The organism is Niallia taxi, assembly GCF_004005475.1.
In the GTDB taxonomy this organism is placed as follows: domain Bacteria; phylum Bacillota; class Bacilli; order Bacillales; family Cytobacillaceae; genus Niallia; species Niallia taxi.
This window is the reverse complement of sequence record NZ_RZTZ01000003.1, coordinates 369575-387649: the sequence shown is the minus strand read 5'-3', so window position 1 is coordinate 387649 and position 18075 is coordinate 369575. Positions and strand designations below refer to the sequence as shown.

Annotated in this window: 12 protein-coding genes and 1 riboswitch; of the genes, 10 read left to right on the top strand and 2 right to left on the bottom strand. The window is 40.7% G+C overall.

All coding sequences use genetic code 11. The features are described from left to right. The first annotated feature begins 219 nt into the window (after positions 1 to 219). The 5 genes from EM808_RS11115 to EM808_RS11095 all read left to right on the top strand — a co-directional run bounded on the left by EM808_RS11115 (position 220) and on the right by EM808_RS11095 (position 10760). On the top strand, positions 220 to 5334 hold the full coding sequence (locus EM808_RS11115; RefSeq protein ID WP_127738277.1) for a PA14 domain-containing protein: 5115 nt from the start codon (positions 220 to 222) through the stop codon (positions 5332 to 5334). Between the two features lie 183 nt (positions 5335 to 5517). Beyond that, a riboswitch (purine riboswitch) is annotated at positions 5518 to 5619 on the top strand. 118 nt (positions 5620 to 5737) lie between these two features. Further along, positions 5738 to 6346 carry a xanthine phosphoribosyltransferase gene (locus EM808_RS11110; protein WP_127738276.1) on the top strand — a complete coding sequence of 203 codons (609 nt, stop codon included), beginning with the start codon at positions 5738 to 5740 and terminating at the stop codon, positions 6344 to 6346. Further along, positions 6346 to 7641 (top strand): nucleobase:cation symporter-2 family protein, encoded by a 1296-nt coding sequence (locus EM808_RS11105; protein ID WP_127738275.1) that lies wholly within the window; start codon positions 6346 to 6348, stop codon positions 7639 to 7641. Before EM808_RS11110 ends, EM808_RS11105 begins: the two co-directional genes overlap by 1 nt. Before the next feature lie 735 nt (positions 7642 to 8376). Further along, positions 8377 to 9558: a NupC/NupG family nucleoside CNT transporter gene (locus tag EM808_RS11100; protein WP_127738274.1), complete on the top strand. Its 1182-nt coding sequence runs from the start codon at positions 8377 to 8379 to the stop codon at positions 9556 to 9558. Between the two features lie 143 nt (positions 9559 to 9701). After that, on the top strand, positions 9702 to 10760 hold the full coding sequence (locus EM808_RS11095) for a M42 family metallopeptidase (RefSeq protein WP_127738273.1): 1059 nt from the start codon (positions 9702 to 9704) through the stop codon (positions 10758 to 10760). A 23-nt stretch (positions 10761 to 10783) separates the two neighbouring features. Here the strand turns inward: EM808_RS11095 and EM808_RS11090 are convergent, their stop codons facing one another. Then, positions 10784 to 11290 carry a sigma-70 family RNA polymerase sigma factor gene (locus EM808_RS11090; protein WP_127738272.1) on the bottom strand — a complete coding sequence of 169 codons (507 nt, stop codon included), beginning with the start codon at positions 11288 to 11290 and terminating at the stop codon, positions 10784 to 10786. A 311-nt stretch (positions 11291 to 11601) separates the two neighbouring features. Between EM808_RS11090 and EM808_RS11085 the strand changes: the two genes are divergently transcribed. Further along, the gene (locus EM808_RS11085) at positions 11602 to 12927 is read left to right on the top strand and encodes a UDP-glucose dehydrogenase family protein (RefSeq protein ID WP_127738271.1); all 1326 of its coding nucleotides are present in this window, start codon (positions 11602 to 11604) and stop codon (positions 12925 to 12927) included. A 31-nt stretch (positions 12928 to 12958) separates the two neighbouring features. Here EM808_RS11085 and EM808_RS11080 read toward each other — a convergent pair whose 3' ends face one another. Next, entirely contained in the window at positions 12959 to 13165 is a 207-nt protein-coding gene (locus EM808_RS11080) for a hypothetical protein (protein ID WP_127738270.1), read from the bottom strand. Positions 13166 to 13381: 216 nt separating this feature from the next. On the opposite strand from EM808_RS11080, the gene EM808_RS11075 reads away from it, so the two are divergent. The 4 genes from EM808_RS11075 to EM808_RS11060 all read left to right on the top strand — a co-directional run bounded on the left by EM808_RS11075 (position 13382) and on the right by EM808_RS11060 (position 18064). Next, the gene (locus EM808_RS11075) at positions 13382 to 15094 is read left to right on the top strand and encodes a spore germination protein (protein ID WP_127738269.1); all 1713 of its coding nucleotides are present in this window, start codon (positions 13382 to 13384) and stop codon (positions 15092 to 15094) included. Further along, positions 15091 to 16305: a Ger(x)C family spore germination protein gene (locus tag EM808_RS11070; protein ID WP_127738268.1), complete on the top strand. Its 1215-nt coding sequence runs from the start codon at positions 15091 to 15093 to the stop codon at positions 16303 to 16305. Before EM808_RS11075 ends, EM808_RS11070 begins: the two co-directional genes overlap by 4 nt. After that, positions 16302 to 17414 carry a GerAB/ArcD/ProY family transporter gene (locus EM808_RS11065; RefSeq protein WP_127738267.1) on the top strand — a complete coding sequence of 371 codons (1113 nt, stop codon included), beginning with the start codon at positions 16302 to 16304 and terminating at the stop codon, positions 17412 to 17414. The genes EM808_RS11070 and EM808_RS11065 overlap by 4 nt, the downstream gene beginning before the upstream one ends. A 269-nt stretch (positions 17415 to 17683) precedes the next feature. Continuing rightward, the gene (locus EM808_RS11060; protein ID WP_127738266.1) at positions 17684 to 18064 is read left to right on the top strand and encodes a VOC family protein; all 381 of its coding nucleotides are present in this window, start codon (positions 17684 to 17686) and stop codon (positions 18062 to 18064) included. The last annotated feature ends 11 nt before the right edge of the window (positions 18065 to 18075 follow it).

The window sequence follows — 18075 nt, the reverse complement described above, 5'->3', positions numbered from 1 at the left end:
ACCCCGAAATTTCTATTTTATTAGTAATATAAAAAACCCAAATCCTATCAATAAATGACAAAATAATGCAAAATATCCTATATCTTTACAAATTTCATAAGTAATTCGAACTATTTTGACAGAAGAACGAAAAGACTTATTAACAATTTTCGGGTAATATTGCATAATTATAGGGGGTTAATCGCTAAGACTATTTTATCAGACGAATCTTTTTAGGAGGTGCCTCGGATCAAGAAGTTTTTACCCATAACTATTTTGACTGCAGCGATAGGGATTTCTGGTTTTTTCCTTCCGGCGAGTCATGATGCAGAAGCAGCAACTGCTGCAAAATGGTCTGTTAGCTACTATAACAATACGGGTATGTCTGGAACTCCTGTGCTTAAAGAGGAGATTTCACAAAATGAGCTTGGATTGAAGGTAGATAACGGCAAAAATTCTCCGGCAACCGGAGTAAACAGTGATAACTTTTCTGCTGTTTATCAGTCCGATCAAGTGATGCCTGCAGGAAAATATATTCTGCGGACAAGGGCAGATGATGGCATTAGAGTATATGTGGATGGCAAGAAGATAATAGATGATTGGACTGCAAGCAGCTATTGGAAAAGTGAGAAGTCCAAAGTGATTACAGTCTCAGATCTGACTAACCAATCCAACAAACAGCTTCATCGCATAAAGGTAGAATATTATGATAAGACTGGCGGCAGCGGCCTTGAAGTTTATCTTCATCCATATGAGGATGAAACAGAGGACTCAAGCTGGCTAGGACTCTATTATTCTAATAAATCTTACTCTGGCACTCCCGCATTAGTGGAAGGCGGAGCTACAGCTGGCACAAAGCTGACACAGCTCCTTAAAGACTGGGGACGAGAAAGCCCGGCAGACGGTTTGCCTGCTGACAACTTTACGGCTACTTATTTAAAGAAGCTTGCTGGTGGTAAGGATTATTTTGTCCAATCCTATGCAGATGACCAGATTGAAGTGAAAATAGGAAACCAAACCGTCATTAAGCAGAACTACAACTCTTCTGGCGCCATTAATACTGGTGTCGCAGTCAATGTTGGCTCTGGTGAACAGACAATGAAGGTAAATTACCTTGAAGCGACTGGTAGGGCACGATTTGCTGCAGAAGCAGTTGAATTTGGCGACTGGATTGGCTGGTATTATGACAATACCTCGTTAAGCGGTACGCCAAAAAGACAGAATGTTATTCAGGGAGACGGTAAGTCTCTTAAAGTAGAAAACGGTTCAGGCTCTCCAATAAGCGGCATTGGCAAGGATAATTTCTCTGTCAGATATTCAACTGCACAGAGGATTAAAGCAGGTAAATATATTTTGCGAACGCGTGCTGATGACGGCATGCGCGTTTATATTGACGGCAAATTGGCTGTGGACGGCTGGAAATCAAGCAGCTATTGGAAAAGTGAACAAGTGCATATGATTGACATCAAAGATAAGAGCACGAGTGGTTCTAGCAAGGATGTTCATGAAATTACGATTGAATATTATGAGAAGACAGGCGGAAGCGGTCTGGAATTCTACTTGAATTCTATTCAAGAAGAGGCGGCAGCTAATAAATGGCTTGGGTTATATTATAACAATACTTCTTTAAGCGGACTTGCGGCAGTAATTGAGGGAGGCGCTACTGCAGGAACAAAGCAGAGTCAGCTTTTCCACAATTGGGATAAAAACAAACCGTACCCGAATGTAAATGAGGATAATTTCACGGCAAGCTATTACAAGCTCCTTGATGGAAGCAAGGATTACTTTATTCAGACATATGCGGATGACCGAATTCGGGCGAAAGCAAATGGCAAAACCATCATTAATCGCTGGACTAATTCCTCTGGAATAGTCGATTCAGGCATCGTGACTGATTTGGCAGCCGGAAATAATCTTCTTCAAGTTGATTATATGGAAGCAGGCGGCAGAGCAAGAATAGCAGGAGATGCCGTGCCACTTGGTAACTGGATTGCTTGGTATTATAACAATACCTCCTTAAGCGGCTTCCCAGCAGCACAAAACACAATTTCAAGTGATGGTACATCCTTGAAGGTTGAAAATGGCTATGGGTCACCTGTCAGCGCTGTTGGCGGAGATTATTTCTCTGCAAGCTATGCAACAGCACAAAGAATTAAGGCAGGAGATTATATTGTAAGAACAAGAGCAGATGATGGAATGCGTGTTTACATAGATGGCAAGCTTGCAGTGGACAGCTGGGAATCAAGCAGCTATTGGAAAAGTGAACAAACGCATGTCATTTCTGTTAAGGACCATACGACAGGCAATGCAGACCAAAAGGATATCCATACGATACGCATTGAGTATTATGAACAGACAAAAGGAAGCGGACTGGAATTTTATCTGCAGCCTGCGAGTGCAGAACTGGAAAAGGACAGCTGGCTGGAGCTTTATTACAATAATACCAATCAGTCTGGAACACCTGTAAAGGCAGTCGGGGGCGCAACAGCAGGCACTAAGGTGAAGGAGCTTCTTCATAATTGGGGAACAGGCAAGCCTTATGCAGAAGTCAACGCCGATAATTTCTCTGCTAAGTTCATGAAGCTTATTGCAGGCGGCAAGGATTATGTTTTGGAAACATATGCAGATGATGGAGTGAAAGCAACGGTAGATGATAAGAGTATTATCAACCGCTGGTCCAATTCATCAGGAAAATCAGATTTTGGGACAATCACAGGCTTAAGTGCAGGTGATCACCGTTTAACTGTTGATTACTTTGAAAATACCAACAATGCAGGAATTGCAGCAACAGTGGCACCATTCGGAAACTGGATTGCATCCTATTACAACAATACATCATTGACTGGAATGCCTAAGACCGTCAAAACGGTTTCCGGCAATGGAACAAGCCTGAAGGTGGAAAACGGCAATGGGTCACCGGCAACGGGAATCAATGCCGACAACTTCTCTGTAAGCTATAAAACAGCACAGAGAATCAATTCAGGCAGCTATATTTTGCGCACAAGAGCAGATGACGGTATTCGTGTCTATCTTGATGGCAATCTAGTTGTGGACAAATGGAGTCCAAGCAGCTATTGGAAGAGTGAATCTACTGACATTATTCAGGTGAAGGATCGCACGACAGGCTCTGCAACGGACAAAAATGTTCACACGATTGAAATTCAATATTATGACAACACAGGCAGCAGTGGTCTTGAATTTTATTTGCAAAATGCGGATAAAGAAGTAGAGAAGAACAGCTGGTTCGGCCAATTTTATCCGAACACCACTTTGTCAGGTAATTATGTAAACATTGTCGGCGGGGCGACATCTGGCAATAAGCTTGATACGATTCGCTACAACTGGGGAACATCACAATCAATTTCCGGGCTGTCTGCAGATAATTTCTCTGCTCGCTTTAGGAAAGTGATAACAGGCGGCAAGGATTACTTTGCACAGGCTTTTGCTGATGATGGTATCCGGATGAGCCTTGATGGCAGCAAGTTCATTGATAAGTGGACAAACTCCTCTGGCGATATTTACCGTGCAACATTGCCGGCGGTGGCAAGCGGGGATCATACCGTTACGGCTGAATACTATGAAAATACCGGCAAGGCTGCGGTGTTTGCAGATGTAGTGCCGTTTGGAAATTGGATGGTCTATTATTATGACAATACAGAAACATCTGGTGCACCTGTGAATGCAAAGATCATGGAGTCAAACAGCAACAACGGCTTTACAGAGGACTTCGGCTATGATGCGCCGATGGCTAATGTGCCTGCCAATAACTATTCAACGCGTTATGTTACGGCGAAGCGGTTGACTGCTGGCGATTATTACATCAACACGATTGCCGATGATGGTGTGCAGGTGCTTATTGACGGCAAGGTAGTCATTGACAGATATACTGCAGGCAACAGCAAAAATGATGCAGTCAAGTATTCTGTTAAGAATGGAGCAGAAGGAGATATTCATTGGATTGAAGTAAGATACCTTGAAAAAACAGGTAAATCGAATATCGACTTCTCGATAACACCATTTAAGGAAAGCAGCCTGATTAACAAAGATACATGGACGATTCAATATTATCCAAATGTCATCAATCCAAGCAACCCTGTATCATCTACAGGACTTGTGGAAATTGATCAAGAATCTGATGTTAACTTCAACTGGGGCTCAGGGTCTCCGGCAAGCTCTATTCCAAATGACAACTTCTCAGCAGTTATGAGCAAACAAGTCTATTTCTCAAAGAGCACGAATTATGACTTCTCTGTCAATGCAGATGATGGTGTTAAACTACTTGTAGATGGAAAAACAGTCATTGATTCATGGGTAGCGAAGAAGGGCTTAAGAGAAGAAAAGGCAAAGTATATGGATAAAGGCTATCATACTGTTACAATCCAATACTTTGAAAGCACAGGAAATGCGAGCATTAGCCTAGACATTAAAGAATCAGTGAAGCAGGAAGTTATTAAGACATACAGCGACTTCAGCCTTACACTTGACCAAATGACGACAATACAAGGCAATTCTGCCCCGAAAACAGATAAGCGTTATGACATCTATTTGCGGGAGGATGCTTTTTATACGAAGAGCAATGGCAAGTTAGCTGTTGAAGGCGGCTGGAATATCCGAACAGGACCTGGAACAAATTATGGTTCACATGATCTCCGTTTCCTAGCAGGAGACAGTGACTTTACAATCTTAAGCACAGTGAAGGGAACGGACGGCAAAAACTGGATGAAGCTTGGTGGATGGGTACCTCCATCTTTAGTAGATTTAAAGTACTACATCAATCCTGCCAATTTCCAAAATACGTTGAAGGCACAGCTTCAATTCGTTAAGCTTTCTGAACCAGGAACAATCAATGTGAATGAGGTAAATGAAAAGGTTCTGACCGGAAAAGGTATTCTTGCTGGAAAAGCAAGCAGCTATCAAAAGGCTGCAGAGCAATATGGTGTAAATGCTGTTTACTTAATGGCGCACTCTTTCTTGGAAACAGGAAATGGAACAAGCCAGCTGGCTAAAGGCGTCACATATAATGGTAAAACAGTTTATAATATGTATGGAATTGGCGCGACAGACAATAATGCCCTTTCAGGCGGATCTGCCTTCGCTTACAGTGCAGGCTGGTTCACACCAGAAGCGGCGATTATTGGCGGTGCTGAATTCGTGAGAAAAGACTATATTGACAGAGGACAGGATACTATATATGAAATGAGATGGAACCCAGTGGGCGCAGCTGCAAACGGCTATGCTACACATCAATATGCAACAGATATTGGGTGGGCTTCTAAGCAAACCTCCAGCATGTATAATATTTATAATATTCTAGAGTCATATAGTATTACGCTCGACATACCAAGATATAAATAAGAAAGAGCCGCCGAATTTTTGGCGGCTTTTTATGTGGTCATATTTTCCAGATGAAAAGGGGAAAGTCGATAAACACAATGCCAGCAAGGTGTTACCTGCTCTAAAGTAAAAATACTTTGTCGAAATATAAGACTTTATGCAAAAATTCAGTTTGCAAAAGTCAAATCTTCGGCTATAATTCCTATATAACAATTATATTCATCTCGTATAATAGCAGGGATATGGCCTGCGAGTTTCTACCAGATAACCGAAAATTATCTGACTACGAGTAAGCCTTATTAATATTAGGATACTATTTTCTTATTTTGGGAATAGTGTCGTTAATTATGCTGGAGACCAGCACGCTTACTCTTTTTTAAGTAAACGTGCTGGTCTCCTTTTTATTTTCAGGGGGATGAACGCAATGAAGCTATTAACAGACAAAATTGAAAGAGAAGGCATTGTGTTAGGCAACAATGTGCTTAAAGTAGATTCTTTCATCAATCATCAAATGGATCCACAGCTTATGAATGAAATTGGCTTAGAGTTCGCAAGAAGATTCAAGGACGCAGGAGTTACAAGGATTTTAACAATTGAATCTTCAGGGATTGCACCTGCTATCATGGCAGGATTGGCAATGAATGTTCCCGTCATTTTTGCAAGAAAAAGAAAATCACTGACATTAACAAGTGATTTATATACATCTACTGTTTATTCATTTACAAAACAGGAATCAAACGAGATAACTGTATCGAAGAAATATCTTCTGAAGGAAGACCGTGTTCTCATTATTGATGATTTCCTTGCAAACGGACAAGCAGCAATCGGGCTTGCTGATTTAGTAGAACAAGCAGGAGCTGAAGTGAGCGGAATTGGGATTTTAATTGAAAAGTCCTTCCAGCCTGGAGCAGATGAAATTCTTAAAAAAGGCTACCGTTTAGAATCATTAGCGAGAATCGCATCACTGCAGGACGGAAAAGTAAAATTCGCCGCTGACAGGGAAGTACAAAGCATCTATTCAGGAGGTTACTAATGAACAATTTAAAGACATGGTCAATTGGTTTTCAACACGTCCTGGCAATGTATGCCGGAGCAGTGCTAGTTCCCTTGATTGTAGGGGGAGCGCTGAACTTAACATTTGAACAATTGACGTACTTAGTCTCAATCGACCTGTTAACATGCGGTATCGCAACACTGCTGCAAGTTTGGAAAAATAAATTCTTTGGGATTGGTCTTCCTGTTATGCTTGGCTGTACATTTACAGCAGTAGGACCGATGATTGCAATCGGAGCAAACCATGGTGTGACAGCCATTTATGGAGCAATTATCGTTTCAGGTCTTATCATTGTTCTTATCTCTTCTTTTTTCAGTAAGCTTGTTAAATATTTCCCGCCTGTTGTAACAGGATCTGTCGTAACAATCATTGGTTTGACGTTAATTCCTGTAGCAATTAAGGATATGGCTGGCGGCGAAGGCAGTGCAGATTTCGGAGATCCGAAAAACTTACTATTGTCTTTCGGTGTATTGGTATTTATCCTGTTGTTAAATAAGTATGCAAAAGGCTTTATTAAAACGATCTCCATCTTAATCGGTCTAATTGTCGGCACAATTGTCGCAGCATTCATGGGCTTGGTTGATTTCGGAAAAGTAGCAGATGCTTCTTGGGTTCATGGCTTGAAGCCATTCTATTTCGGAATGCCAACATTTAATTTCTCTGCAATCCTAACAATGACACTTGTAGCGATTGTAAGTCTTATTGAATCAACTGGCGTGTATTTGGCGCTTAGCGATATCACGAAAACAAAGGTATCCGAAAAGGACCTTGCAAGAGGATACCGTTCAGAAGGAATTGCCAGTGTGCTTGGCGGGGTTTTGAACTCTTTCCCTTACACGGCATATTCTCAAAACGTCGGTCTTGTTCAGTTAACAGGAGTTAAAACGAAAAACGCGATTTTCTCTGCTGGAGTTATTCTTGTCATCTTAGGCTTCCTGCCTAAAGTAGCAGCAGTGACAACATTAATTCCAACAGCAGTTCTTGGCGGAGCATCATTAGCAATGTTCGGCATGGTGTGTGCTTATGGAATTAAAATGCTTGGACAGGTTGATTTCAATCAACAAGGAAACCTGCTTGTTGTCGCATGTTCAGTTGGCTTAGGACTTGGTGTTACAGTAGTGCCTGATATCTTTAAAGAAATGCCTGAAACAATCCGCATTTTGACAGAAAGCGGTATTGTTGCAGGAAGTCTTACAGCTATTATCCTTAATATTTTGTTTAATCTTCTGCCAAACAGAAAACCAGCAGTTAAAGCAGAACAAAAGGCAGCTTAATACGAGAGGCTGGAACATAAGTATGTGAACCAGCGTAAAGAACGAACTACTTAATCAACTATTGATTAAATAGTTCGTTTTTTTGTTTTTAGTTTAAATACAAGAAATTAGAAATTTTAGTGGAATGGAGCGGAGGCCACTCGACTACTAAGGGAAATAGAGGAAAGGATGAGACCCCGCAGGCGAAGACGAGGAGGCTCCATACCTCCCCGCGGAAAGCGAGTGGGTGCAGCGCAATGAAACGAAACTCACTTTAACTCAACATTCTATTTAGACACAACCTTCATTTTTCAAATTTAGTTGTAATTCTATTATTCGTGTTTAGAAAGCTTATCTTTTGTTTTGTCCCAGCCTCTTTTTTATTGCAGATGAAGAAGGGGTTGGAACTAGTTTCTTCCTTATAATATAGAAAGTGATTTCAAGGCTAATAGGAAGAAAAAATGGATTCGTGTATCTGCTACTAATTCTGCCCTTTTATAGAGATGTGAGTAATTGTTTTTGATGTTATAAACAAATGTTGAATAGAAATAACTATATAAATCTTGCGAATTTACTATACTTTTTAGAAGAATAGAACTTTTGTTTATTTATTAAAAAGCAGTGACATTCCCCTTTCTTTCCAGTATCATAAACCCTTGTGTACTATGTACGAAAACCGCCATTTAATGGCTTTTTTTGTAAGCTGTTATGCTTACAATCCAACATTGTGATTAAACATCCAGGAGGGAAAGGGAAATGTCTATTTTAATTGGAATAGTAGGGCTGCTTTTGACATTAGGCTTGGCATATCTTTTGTCTAATGACAAAAAAGGCATTAACTATAAAGCGATTCTTATCATGATCGTATTGCAGTTAGTAATAACTGTGGTTATGTTCAAGACAACTTTTGGCTTGAAGATTATTGAAGCTACTTCGAACGGTGTATCAAAGGTATTGAGCTATGGTTATGAAGGAGTAAGCTTCGTTACAGGCGGTCTTGTTGCTGACGGAGTTAGTGTGTTCTTCATCAATGTTTTGATGCTAATCATCTTTACATCAACATTATTATCTGTGCTGACACATATTAAAGTTCTGCCTCTTGCTATTAAGTATATTGGCGGAGCGTTGGCAAAGCTGACAGGTCTTTCAAAGGTTGTTACGTTCAACAGCATTAACTCCATTTTCTTCGGACAATCTGAATCTATTTTGGCTATTAAGGCACATTTAGATAAAATGAATGACAATAAGCTGTTTGTTGTATCTACTTCTGCAATGGCATCTGTGTCTGCATCTATTATGGGATCATATATGAACATGATTCCTGCAAAATATGTCCTTGTTGCGATGCTGCTGAACGCATTGTCTGCGCTTATTATCGCAACATTGGTTTGTCCAATTAAAAAAGAAGAAGATGAGAAAATTGATATTAAAGAAGTTGCCACAACTGATTCTATCTTTGGGGCAATCTCTGCTGGAGCGCTTGATGGCGGACGAGTTGCTTTAATCGTTGCAGCTATGCTTGTTGCATATGTTGGTTTACTTGCACTTATCAATGCTTTCTTTGCAGCAGTGTTTGGCATCGGCTTCACAGGAATTCTAGGCTATATTTTTGCACCGATTGCATGGATCATGGGAGTTCCGGGCAAGGAAATTCTCGATGCTGGTTCTGTTATGGGAACAAAGCTTGCAGCCAATGAGTTTGTCGCAATGCTCCAGTTTAAGGAAATGATTCCTCATTTGTCAGAAAAGACAGTTGGTATTGTGTCAACATTTCTTGTATCCTTTGCTAATTTCTCTTCTATTGGAATTATTTCTGGTTCTATCCAAGCAATCAACGGTGAAAAAGCAGGAATTGTTTCTAAATTCGGCTTGAAAATGCTGTTAGTAGCAACGATGGCATCTATGGTTACAGCTACAATTGTTGGTTTGTTTATATAAGAAGAAAGGCTGGTAGCAAACCAGCCTTTTTATTTTGTCAAAAACTCTATTGAATATTGATTTTTCTGAAAAATAGATTACGATAAAAGAAGTGGGATTATTTCGTATTCGGAAATAATATAAACTTCTTGGAGGTGGAACTATTGATAGAATTATTGAAAGAGTTAACAGAGTTACATGGACCATGCGGATTTGAAGATGATGTTGCTGCATTTATTGCAAGCAGGCTGCGCGGCCATGTTGATACAATCGATGTAGATGGTGCAGGCAATTTAATTGTTACGAAAAAGGGCAGTAAGCCTGGTCCCAAAATCGTAATCGCTGCACATATGGATGAAGTTGGCTTTATCGTCAAAAAGGTGGAGGATAATGGGCTGATTCGTTTTGAAAAATTAGGCGGGCATGATGACAGAATATTGCTGTCACAGCGTGTGCAAATTAAAACAAAACAGGGCATGCGAGCTGGAGTCATTGGCACGATTTCTGCACATATGGTTAAATTTGATGATGCACAAAAGGTTCGCACACATAAACAGCAATACATAGATGTTGGTGCTGCAAGCAAAAAAGAGGCAGAGGACCTAGGCGTTGAAGTAGGAGATTCTATCGTCTGGCATCCTCATTTCGATAAGCTGACAGAGAGCCGCTTCAGCAGCAAGGCCTTTGACGACAGAGCAGGCTGCGCCTGTTTGATTAAAGTACTAGAAGAGTTGAATGCAGATGACTTTGCTGGGGAAATAGTCGGTGCTTTCACTGTTCAGGAGGAAGTCGGTTTAAGGGGAGCAAGGGTTGTCAGCCATCAGACAGACGCAGATGTAGCGATTGCGCTTGATACAACGGCTGTTAGTGACACTCCTGAGGAGATGATGGACAGGACACTTGCCTTAGGTGCAGGCACCGGTATAAAAATTATGGACTTCAGTTTAATCTCCAATAGGAAGGTGAGAGAACAGCTTCAACTCCTTGCAAAGGAACAGAACATCCCTTATCAGCTTGAGGTGTTTCCTGGAATTGGCACAGATGCAGGAGAATTGAGCCTCGCAGGAAAAGGGATTCCAACAGGGGTGCTCTCCATACCATCGAGATATGCTCATTCCCCGAATGAAGTGATAGACATAATTGATTTCCAGGCAACAAAGGATCTATTGATAGTATTTATTCTGCACATGAAGAAGGCGGAAGAGTATAAGTTTCAAATTTAATAGCTTTACGGGGTGGGACGGCTTTAGGCTGTCCCATTTTTACTTGCAGCAAGCAGGAGCCTTTTCAGTTTTATTATTGCTCCTTTTTTCCAGCCCTTAACGGCAGACTTGCTAACATTCTCTTTTGCGGCAATCTCACTTATTGTTAATTGCTGTATAAATGTATAAATAACCCATTTTGCTTCCCTTTTGGTGAGCGATTTGCACAATGCTTGTATATATGGCTCATCGTCTGTAATAGTAAAAGCACTAGCAGCTGTTTCCCAAAAAGTCTCCTCTGGATAAAGAGTTCGCTGCTCTTCCTTTGAACGGCGCTTCAATTCATCTAGAAGCCGTCCTTTCATGTGCATATATAAGTAAGAGCTGAACCTTCCCTTTTCTTCCTTGTAATTTTCGTGTGCCTCCCAAATGCTGATTAACCCTATCTGCAAAAATTCCTCTTTATTCTTATAAATGGCTAGCTTCTTTAGCATATGATGAATCATCGGTGTATACTGTTCTACTAATATTCGATATTCACTGTCTATCATGGGAACTTCCTTTTCTTGAAAAAGCGCCTTTTCCTTGTTTTTTCCTAGGTGTTTTAACCATATAAGGAAGCTAAGGAAGAAGCGAACAGGGAAAATCTATGTTTCTCTTTCTATTAAAAGGGAATATATGGATAATACCTAAGAAACCGCCATTTACCCTTAAATAAACATTCATATTCATACAACCTTTACATAAGTGCCAAATTAGCTTAACATGCCGCTGCTAAACTATCTGGGAATGAATTGTATATAAAAATTCCCTTGCTTTTTTAGGGAATTTATCCAATAAAAAAGCAAGGGAGTTTAAGTGAATGGAGATTACAGTAGCAGGTACAGGTTATGTAGGTTTAGTGACAGGCGTTTGTTTAGCAGAGGCAGGTCATGTGGTGACGTGTGTGGATCCCATTCAGGAAAAGATTGACCTTTTGAATAAAGGAATCTCTCCTATATATGAGCCTCAGCTAGATGACCTGATTTCCAGAAACAAAAAATCAGGGAACCTGTTTTTTACAACAGACTATAAGGATGCATATGCGAATGCAAGTGTCATTATCATTGGTGTCGGCACACCGGAAAATGAGGACGGTTCCGCAAATCTTACATATCTTTACACAGTTGCAAGGCAAATTGCCGAAACAGCCGTAAGAGACTGTTTAGTTGTCATCAAGTCTACTGTTCCTATTGGTACAAATGACAAGGTAGAAGCATTTATGAGGGAGCATGTAAAACAGGGGATTAAGGTAGAGGTTGCGGCAAACCCTGAATTTTTGGCGCAAGGCACTGCTGTCAGGGATACATTAAATGCTTCTAGGATTGTTATTGGTACTGAATCAAAAGCAGCAAAGCAGCTTTTGACTGAAATTTATCAGCCGTTTCAGCAGCCAATTTTAACGATGGGCCGCAGAAGCGCAGAAATGGTCAAGTATGCATCAAATGACTTCCTTGCACTCAAGATTTCTTTTGTTAATGACATTGCGAATTTATGTGAGACAGTCGGTGCGAATATCGATGATGTGACGAAAGGAATGAGCATGGACAGCAGAATCGGCGACAAATTCCTTCAGGCAGGAATAGGGTATGGCGGTTCTTGTTTTCCGAAGGATACAAAGGCGCTGCACTGGCTGTCAGAGGAAGAAGGCTATGTTCTTCGAACTGTAAAAGCGGCAATAGAGGTTAATGAGAAGCAGAAATTCAAACTCATCAAGAAGGCAAGGAAAGACTTTTCAAGCTTTGCTGGCTTAAAGGTAGCTGTATTAGGCGTTACCTTTAAGCCCGGTACAGATGACTTGAGAGAGGCTCCTTCCATTCCGAATGTTCGCTTGCTTTTAAACGAAGGGGCAAAGGTGCATGTTTATGATCCTGTTGGCGAAAAGAACTTTCAAAAAATTTACCCGACAGAAGTGGAGTTTACCACAAGCATAGAAGAGGCCTTAAGGGATGCAGATCTTTGCTTTGTATTCACAGAATGGCCAGAGATTAAGAATATGCCAGTAACCAAGTTTGCAGAAAATATGAAAACTCCGTACGTATATGACGGCAGAAACTGCTATTCGCTTCATGCCGCGGAAAAGGCAGGAATTCATTACAGATCAATTGGCCGTCCTGCCGTGAACCAAAAGGTGCTGCAAAATAGTTAATTCACAAGTAAAAAAGAAAATGACGCAAGAATCACGATTCGAGATTCTTTTGCTTCATTTTCTTTTTTGCTTTTTGCTTAATTGTCTTTGCCCATTTAATCAGAGCTGTTCCATTCATCAATCCCCAAATGATTACAGGTGCAATAATATTCAAGCCAAGCACGACGTAAACAATCATCCAAATGAACCATTTCGCATTCAAGATATATTCATAAATCCATGTATGATAAAAATTCATTGGCAAATACTCCTTAATATAAATAAATTTCTATAATCTAACAATTTTGCTGTAAGGATTTATCTTCTATTCCTTTTCTTCAACATAATTAGTCAGCTTTATACATTTTTCGGCAAAAAGAATAGAACTGCAAATAGTTGGTTATGAAGGATAATGATGCCGTTTCAGCCGCTAAATGACTAACAAAGATTTTTTGCAGATTGAGGGTGAGGATTAATGGTATCAAACAATAGTACACAGCATGATTTCACGAACTCATTAACCTATAACAGCTCTATCATTAAAGAGCTTCTTTCAGGCAGTGCCGATTTTATTGAACGGAAAGTTACCTTTTTAGAAAAGAAGAATGTTCATGCCACTTGTTTTTATATCGATGGACTTGTGAACACACAGATTATTGAAAAGATTGTTCAAGCGTTGATGTTTGAAGGAAATGAAGTTATTCTCCGAAATGATCTTGATACGTTTAACATCGAGAGCCTTTTGGAGGAGCATGTTCTCATGAATACTAATTTCATTGAGACAACAGAGCTTGAAAGTGCTATTAAAGCGATTTTGTCTGGGGATACTGTCCTCCTTGTCGACGGCTGCAAGAAGGCCTTTCAAATACCGACAAAGGGCTGGGCTGCAAGAAGTGTGTCAGAGCCACAAGCAGAGCAGGTAGTACGTGGACCGCGGGATGGTTTTACCGAAACTATTCGCGTTAATACTGCGCTCGTTAGGCGAAGAATTCGGGACACTGGCTTTCGAATCGAAGAATTAAATATTGGCAAACGCACGAAAACAGACATTAATATTGCCTACATCAATGGTGTTGTCAAAAAAGGGCTAGTGGATGAGGTGAAGGAACGCCTTGAAAAAATTGATATTGACGGAATTTTAGAGAGCGGCTATATCGAGGAAATGATCAGAGATGCTCCATTATCACCTTTCACGACAATCATGAGTACAGAGCGCCCTGATAAGGTCGCATCCTCCTTGCTTGAGGGCAGGGTTGCAATATTTGTTGATAATACGCCATTTGTGCTTATAGTACCTACATATTTCTGGGAGTTTCTACAGGCAAGTGATGATTATTATTTAGGCTTCATGGCGGGCAGCTTTTTTCGAATCGTCCGGTACACAGCCTTTATTCTCAGTTTAACACTAACAAGCATCTATATTATGCTTGTCAGCTTTCATCAGGAAATGATTCCAACCCCACTAGCACTGACAATTGCCTCAGGTCGTGAGGTTGTTCCATTTCCTGTTTTGCTGGAGGCTTTGCTGATGGAATTAACGTTTGAGCTCATGCGGGAAGCAGGTTTGCGCATGCCAAAGCCAGTCGGTTCTGCAGTGAGCATCGTCGGTTCGCTTGTTATCGGCCAAGCCGCAGTTCAAGCGGGAATTGTTTCTCCATTTATGGTTATTATCGTCGCAACTACAGGGATATCCTCGTTTGTTATCCCGAACTATTCGGCTTCCTATTCTATTCGTCTTGTTAGATTTCCCTTGTTGTTAGCATCAGGAACACTTGGACTTCTTGGCTTTGCGTCCATGTTTGCACTTATCGCTATTCATGCCTTAAGCCTTCGCTCCTTCGGGGAATCGTATTTGTCGCCGGCTACTCCGTTCCAGCCGCAAGATCAGAAGGATACGGTTATCCGTATGCCGTGGTGGGCTATGAAAAAGCGGCCATCCATAGCAGACGGTGACACATCAAGGCTTGGGGAAGCCCGATCACCCCAGCCTCCTAAAGGAAAGGAAGAAGAGGATTCACAGACGAAGCAGGAGGAAGCCTCTGAACGAAATGAACCAGAAAGCCAGACGAAAAAGCAGTCAGGTGAAGATAGTAACAAGCAAAAGGCACAAAAGCAAGACACTGTTACAGGTGTTAAACAGCTAAAAACAAGAAAAGCGAAAAAAGGAAAAGGGGATGATACGGAATGAAGAAAATCATCCTTTTCCATGTGTTGCTGGCAATGCTTCTCCTGCTTGGGGCTTGCTCAGGAAAAAGAGAAATCAGTGATTTAGCATTAGTAATGGCAGTTGGAATTGATAAAGGAGAAAAGGAAGGAACAGTTAAGGTGACTGCACAGGTGGCAAGACCAGCAGATGCTCGTGGTCAGACTGGGGCACCGTCTGGACAATCAGGTGAGGCTGTTTGGTCTGTGGAAACAGAAGGTGAGTCCATCTTTGAGGCAATTCGCCAAATGTCTAGCTTTTCTTCGCGAAGAGTGTTTTGGGCCCATAACTTTATCATTGTTATTAACGAAGAAGTGGCAAAGGAAGGAATAGGAGATGTAATCGACTTTTTTACACGTAATCCAGAGCTGCGAATGAGGACATGGGTTGCTGTAACACCGCAAACAGCAAGTGAAGTCATCTCAACGGTAACAAGTCTTGAAATAATACCAGGTGAAGCACTTGCAAAGCTTTTTCGGTATACTACCATCTCTAATAAAGCTCCAAGAACAGTAATAATGGACGTTTTGAGTGCATACTTAAGTGAGTCAACAGAGCCGCTGCTTGCAAGACTTGATTTTGAAAAAAGTAAAATTGACAGCAAGGCACCAGATAAGGGAGCCCAAGCAAATCAGGTTGTTCTTGCAGGGGCAGGTGTATTTAAGGAAGACAAACTAGTTGGAATATTAAAGCCAGAAGAACTGAGAGGGGTCCTTATCTTCACGGAAAAGATTGATTCAGGTGTGGCTGTAGTCGACTGTCCAGATAATTCTAACGCTCCCCTCAGTGTAGAATTAACCAACCAAAGCTTTGAAGTAAAACCAAAATACAAGGATGGAAACATCAGCTACGATGCCGCTTTTGAAGCGAATATTCGTGTTGTGGAGGCTGGTTGTGCCTTAGATCTTTCCGATGAAAAACAAGTGAAGAAGCTTGAAAGCTCTGTTGAGAAAGAGCTCTCAAGCCAAATAAACACTACAGTTACTAAAATCCAAAAGGATTATAAGTCAGATGTATTAGAATTAGGAAAGGTTTTTCAAAATAAATACCCATATGAATGGAAGCATTATGCTAGTTCCTGGGAGGAGATCTTCCCTGAGGTGAAAATAAACTTGCAAGTAACGGCCAAGTTAGAAAGCGGATCACTTCTTTATAAACCGACAACGTCAGGCAAAAAGGGGAAAGAAGAAAAATGAAGGTACAAATAACGAATGGTATGTTCATGGCTTTAATTATTAATATGCTTTATGCAAAATCAATTGGCTTGACACAAGGCGTCATGGCAAGAGAAGTGGGCGGCGATATGTGGATTTCAACAATCATTTCCTCTGTACAGGGTATTGTCATTATGGCAGTTGTGATACTTGCTATTAAAAGACTGCCTAATGGAGATATGATTGATCAATATGAAAAAATCTTAGGTAAATGGATGAGCAAAGGTATCGCATTTCTTGTTTTTTTGTTTTTCTTAGGAGCATATGGTTCAATTATGGCGACCTTTGTTTATCATTTGAAGGATTACTTCCTGCCAGAATCAAATATCATTCTGTTCATTGTTGCCGCGTTTTTAATTGGCACATATGCGATCCATTTTGGGTTAGAGGTAATTGCGAGAATGGCACTGATCGGGGTGTTTTCTGTGATGGCCTTGAATATTTTACTTTTGGCAGGCTCCATTAGCGAGTTCGATATTAAGGAATTACAGCCGACATTTTCTTCCGGGTTTTTTTCTACCGTGTGGGCAAGCAGGCATCATGATACAGACTGGGCGATAGCAACAATGATGGCTTGCATGATTTTGCCGCTTGTAAGAGACAATGCGACTTGGATTAGATCAAGTACAGCTGGTCTGATTTTTAGCGGCGTGATTATTGTCATGTGGCCCATTTTGGAGGTTGGCGTTCTTTCACCAGAAGTTGCGGCCCAATATATTGTTTCGTGTATGCAGATGGCGAGAAGCGCAGAAATCGGCTTGTTTTTGCATCGCTATGAGATGATTATGATTGCCTTTTTTGCCTTATCAATATTAACGCAAATTATGATGACATTTTTATGCTCCTCCATCGCAGTCCAGAAGATTATTGGTCTGAAGGATTATCGGCCAGTCATTATTCCAGTTGGAATCGTCCTAAGTGCTTTCAGCTATTGGATGGTAGGAAGCCATCACAGGGCAATGGGAATTATTGAAAACGAATGGGTGCTTGTCTCTTTAAGTCTTGCAATCGGACTTCCAGGTATGCTATTTGTTTTGGGGGCAATCTTTAAGAAGAAGCTGAAAAAGGATCAGGAACCAAAATCAGTTTAATAGGTACGATTAGTTTATATAGATAAAGGATGGAAGTTCAGTGGAGAAATCATTTGCTTCAGGCTGCTTTTGGGGCATTATTATATCTATTCCAATATGGATTATGGTCATTTGGCTGATAACAAAGTTGTTGTTTTAGTCAGATAATATTTAAGGCTAGTCCTTTATGTTTTTTATGTAAAATTCAAGCATATATGCGCATATGATAGAAGACAGAAGGGAGGTTTTGAAGGGATTATACATAAAAATCGATACGGGGAGGAGATAGCTTGGGTGAAGTAATTCCAAAATCGATGATTAATGGCAAGGTTGTCATCTGGACATATGTCGAGCAGCTTCAAAGTTCTGTAGAATGGTATTCCTACATACTAGAAATGGAACCAACAGAAAGGCATGATGCTGCTTACTTCTTTACCATTAATGAACACACAAAATTGGCGCTATGCAACAGGTATATGAGGAATCCTAAGTATGAGCTGCCTGTTAATGACTGCTTGGACCTGCAGGCAGATGACATATTTGAGACACATCGCCAGCTTGAGGCAAAGGGTGTGCTTGTCGGTCCTATTGATAACCCATTCCCAACCTATTATGAATTTTATTTTGTTGACACAGAAAACAATAAAATACGAATCCATGGCTTTGAATAATAAAATGTAAG

Coding starts and splice junctions, on each gene's coding strand:
- EM808_RS11065 (WP_127738267.1), top strand. CDS start 16,302: ATGAAGGTACAAATAACGAATGGTATGTTCATGGCTTTAATTATTAAT.
- EM808_RS11070 (WP_127738268.1), top strand. CDS start 15,091: ATGAAGAAAATCATCCTTTTCCATGTGTTGCTGGCAATGCTTCTCCTG.
- EM808_RS11085 (WP_127738271.1), top strand. CDS start 11,602: ATGGAGATTACAGTAGCAGGTACAGGTTATGTAGGTTTAGTGACAGGC.
- EM808_RS11080 (WP_127738270.1), bottom strand. CDS start 13,165: ATGAATTTTTATCATACATGGATTTATGAATATATCTTGAATGCGAAA.
- EM808_RS11100 (WP_127738274.1), top strand. CDS start 8,377: ATGTCTATTTTAATTGGAATAGTAGGGCTGCTTTTGACATTAGGCTTG.
- EM808_RS11105 (WP_127738275.1), top strand. CDS start 6,346: ATGAACAATTTAAAGACATGGTCAATTGGTTTTCAACACGTCCTGGCA.
- EM808_RS11110 (WP_127738276.1), top strand. CDS start 5,738: ATGAAGCTATTAACAGACAAAATTGAAAGAGAAGGCATTGTGTTAGGC.
- EM808_RS11075 (WP_127738269.1), top strand. CDS start 13,382: ATGGTATCAAACAATAGTACACAGCATGATTTCACGAACTCATTAACC.
- EM808_RS11090 (WP_127738272.1), bottom strand. CDS start 11,290: ATGATAGACAGTGAATATCGAATATTAGTAGAACAGTATACACCGATG.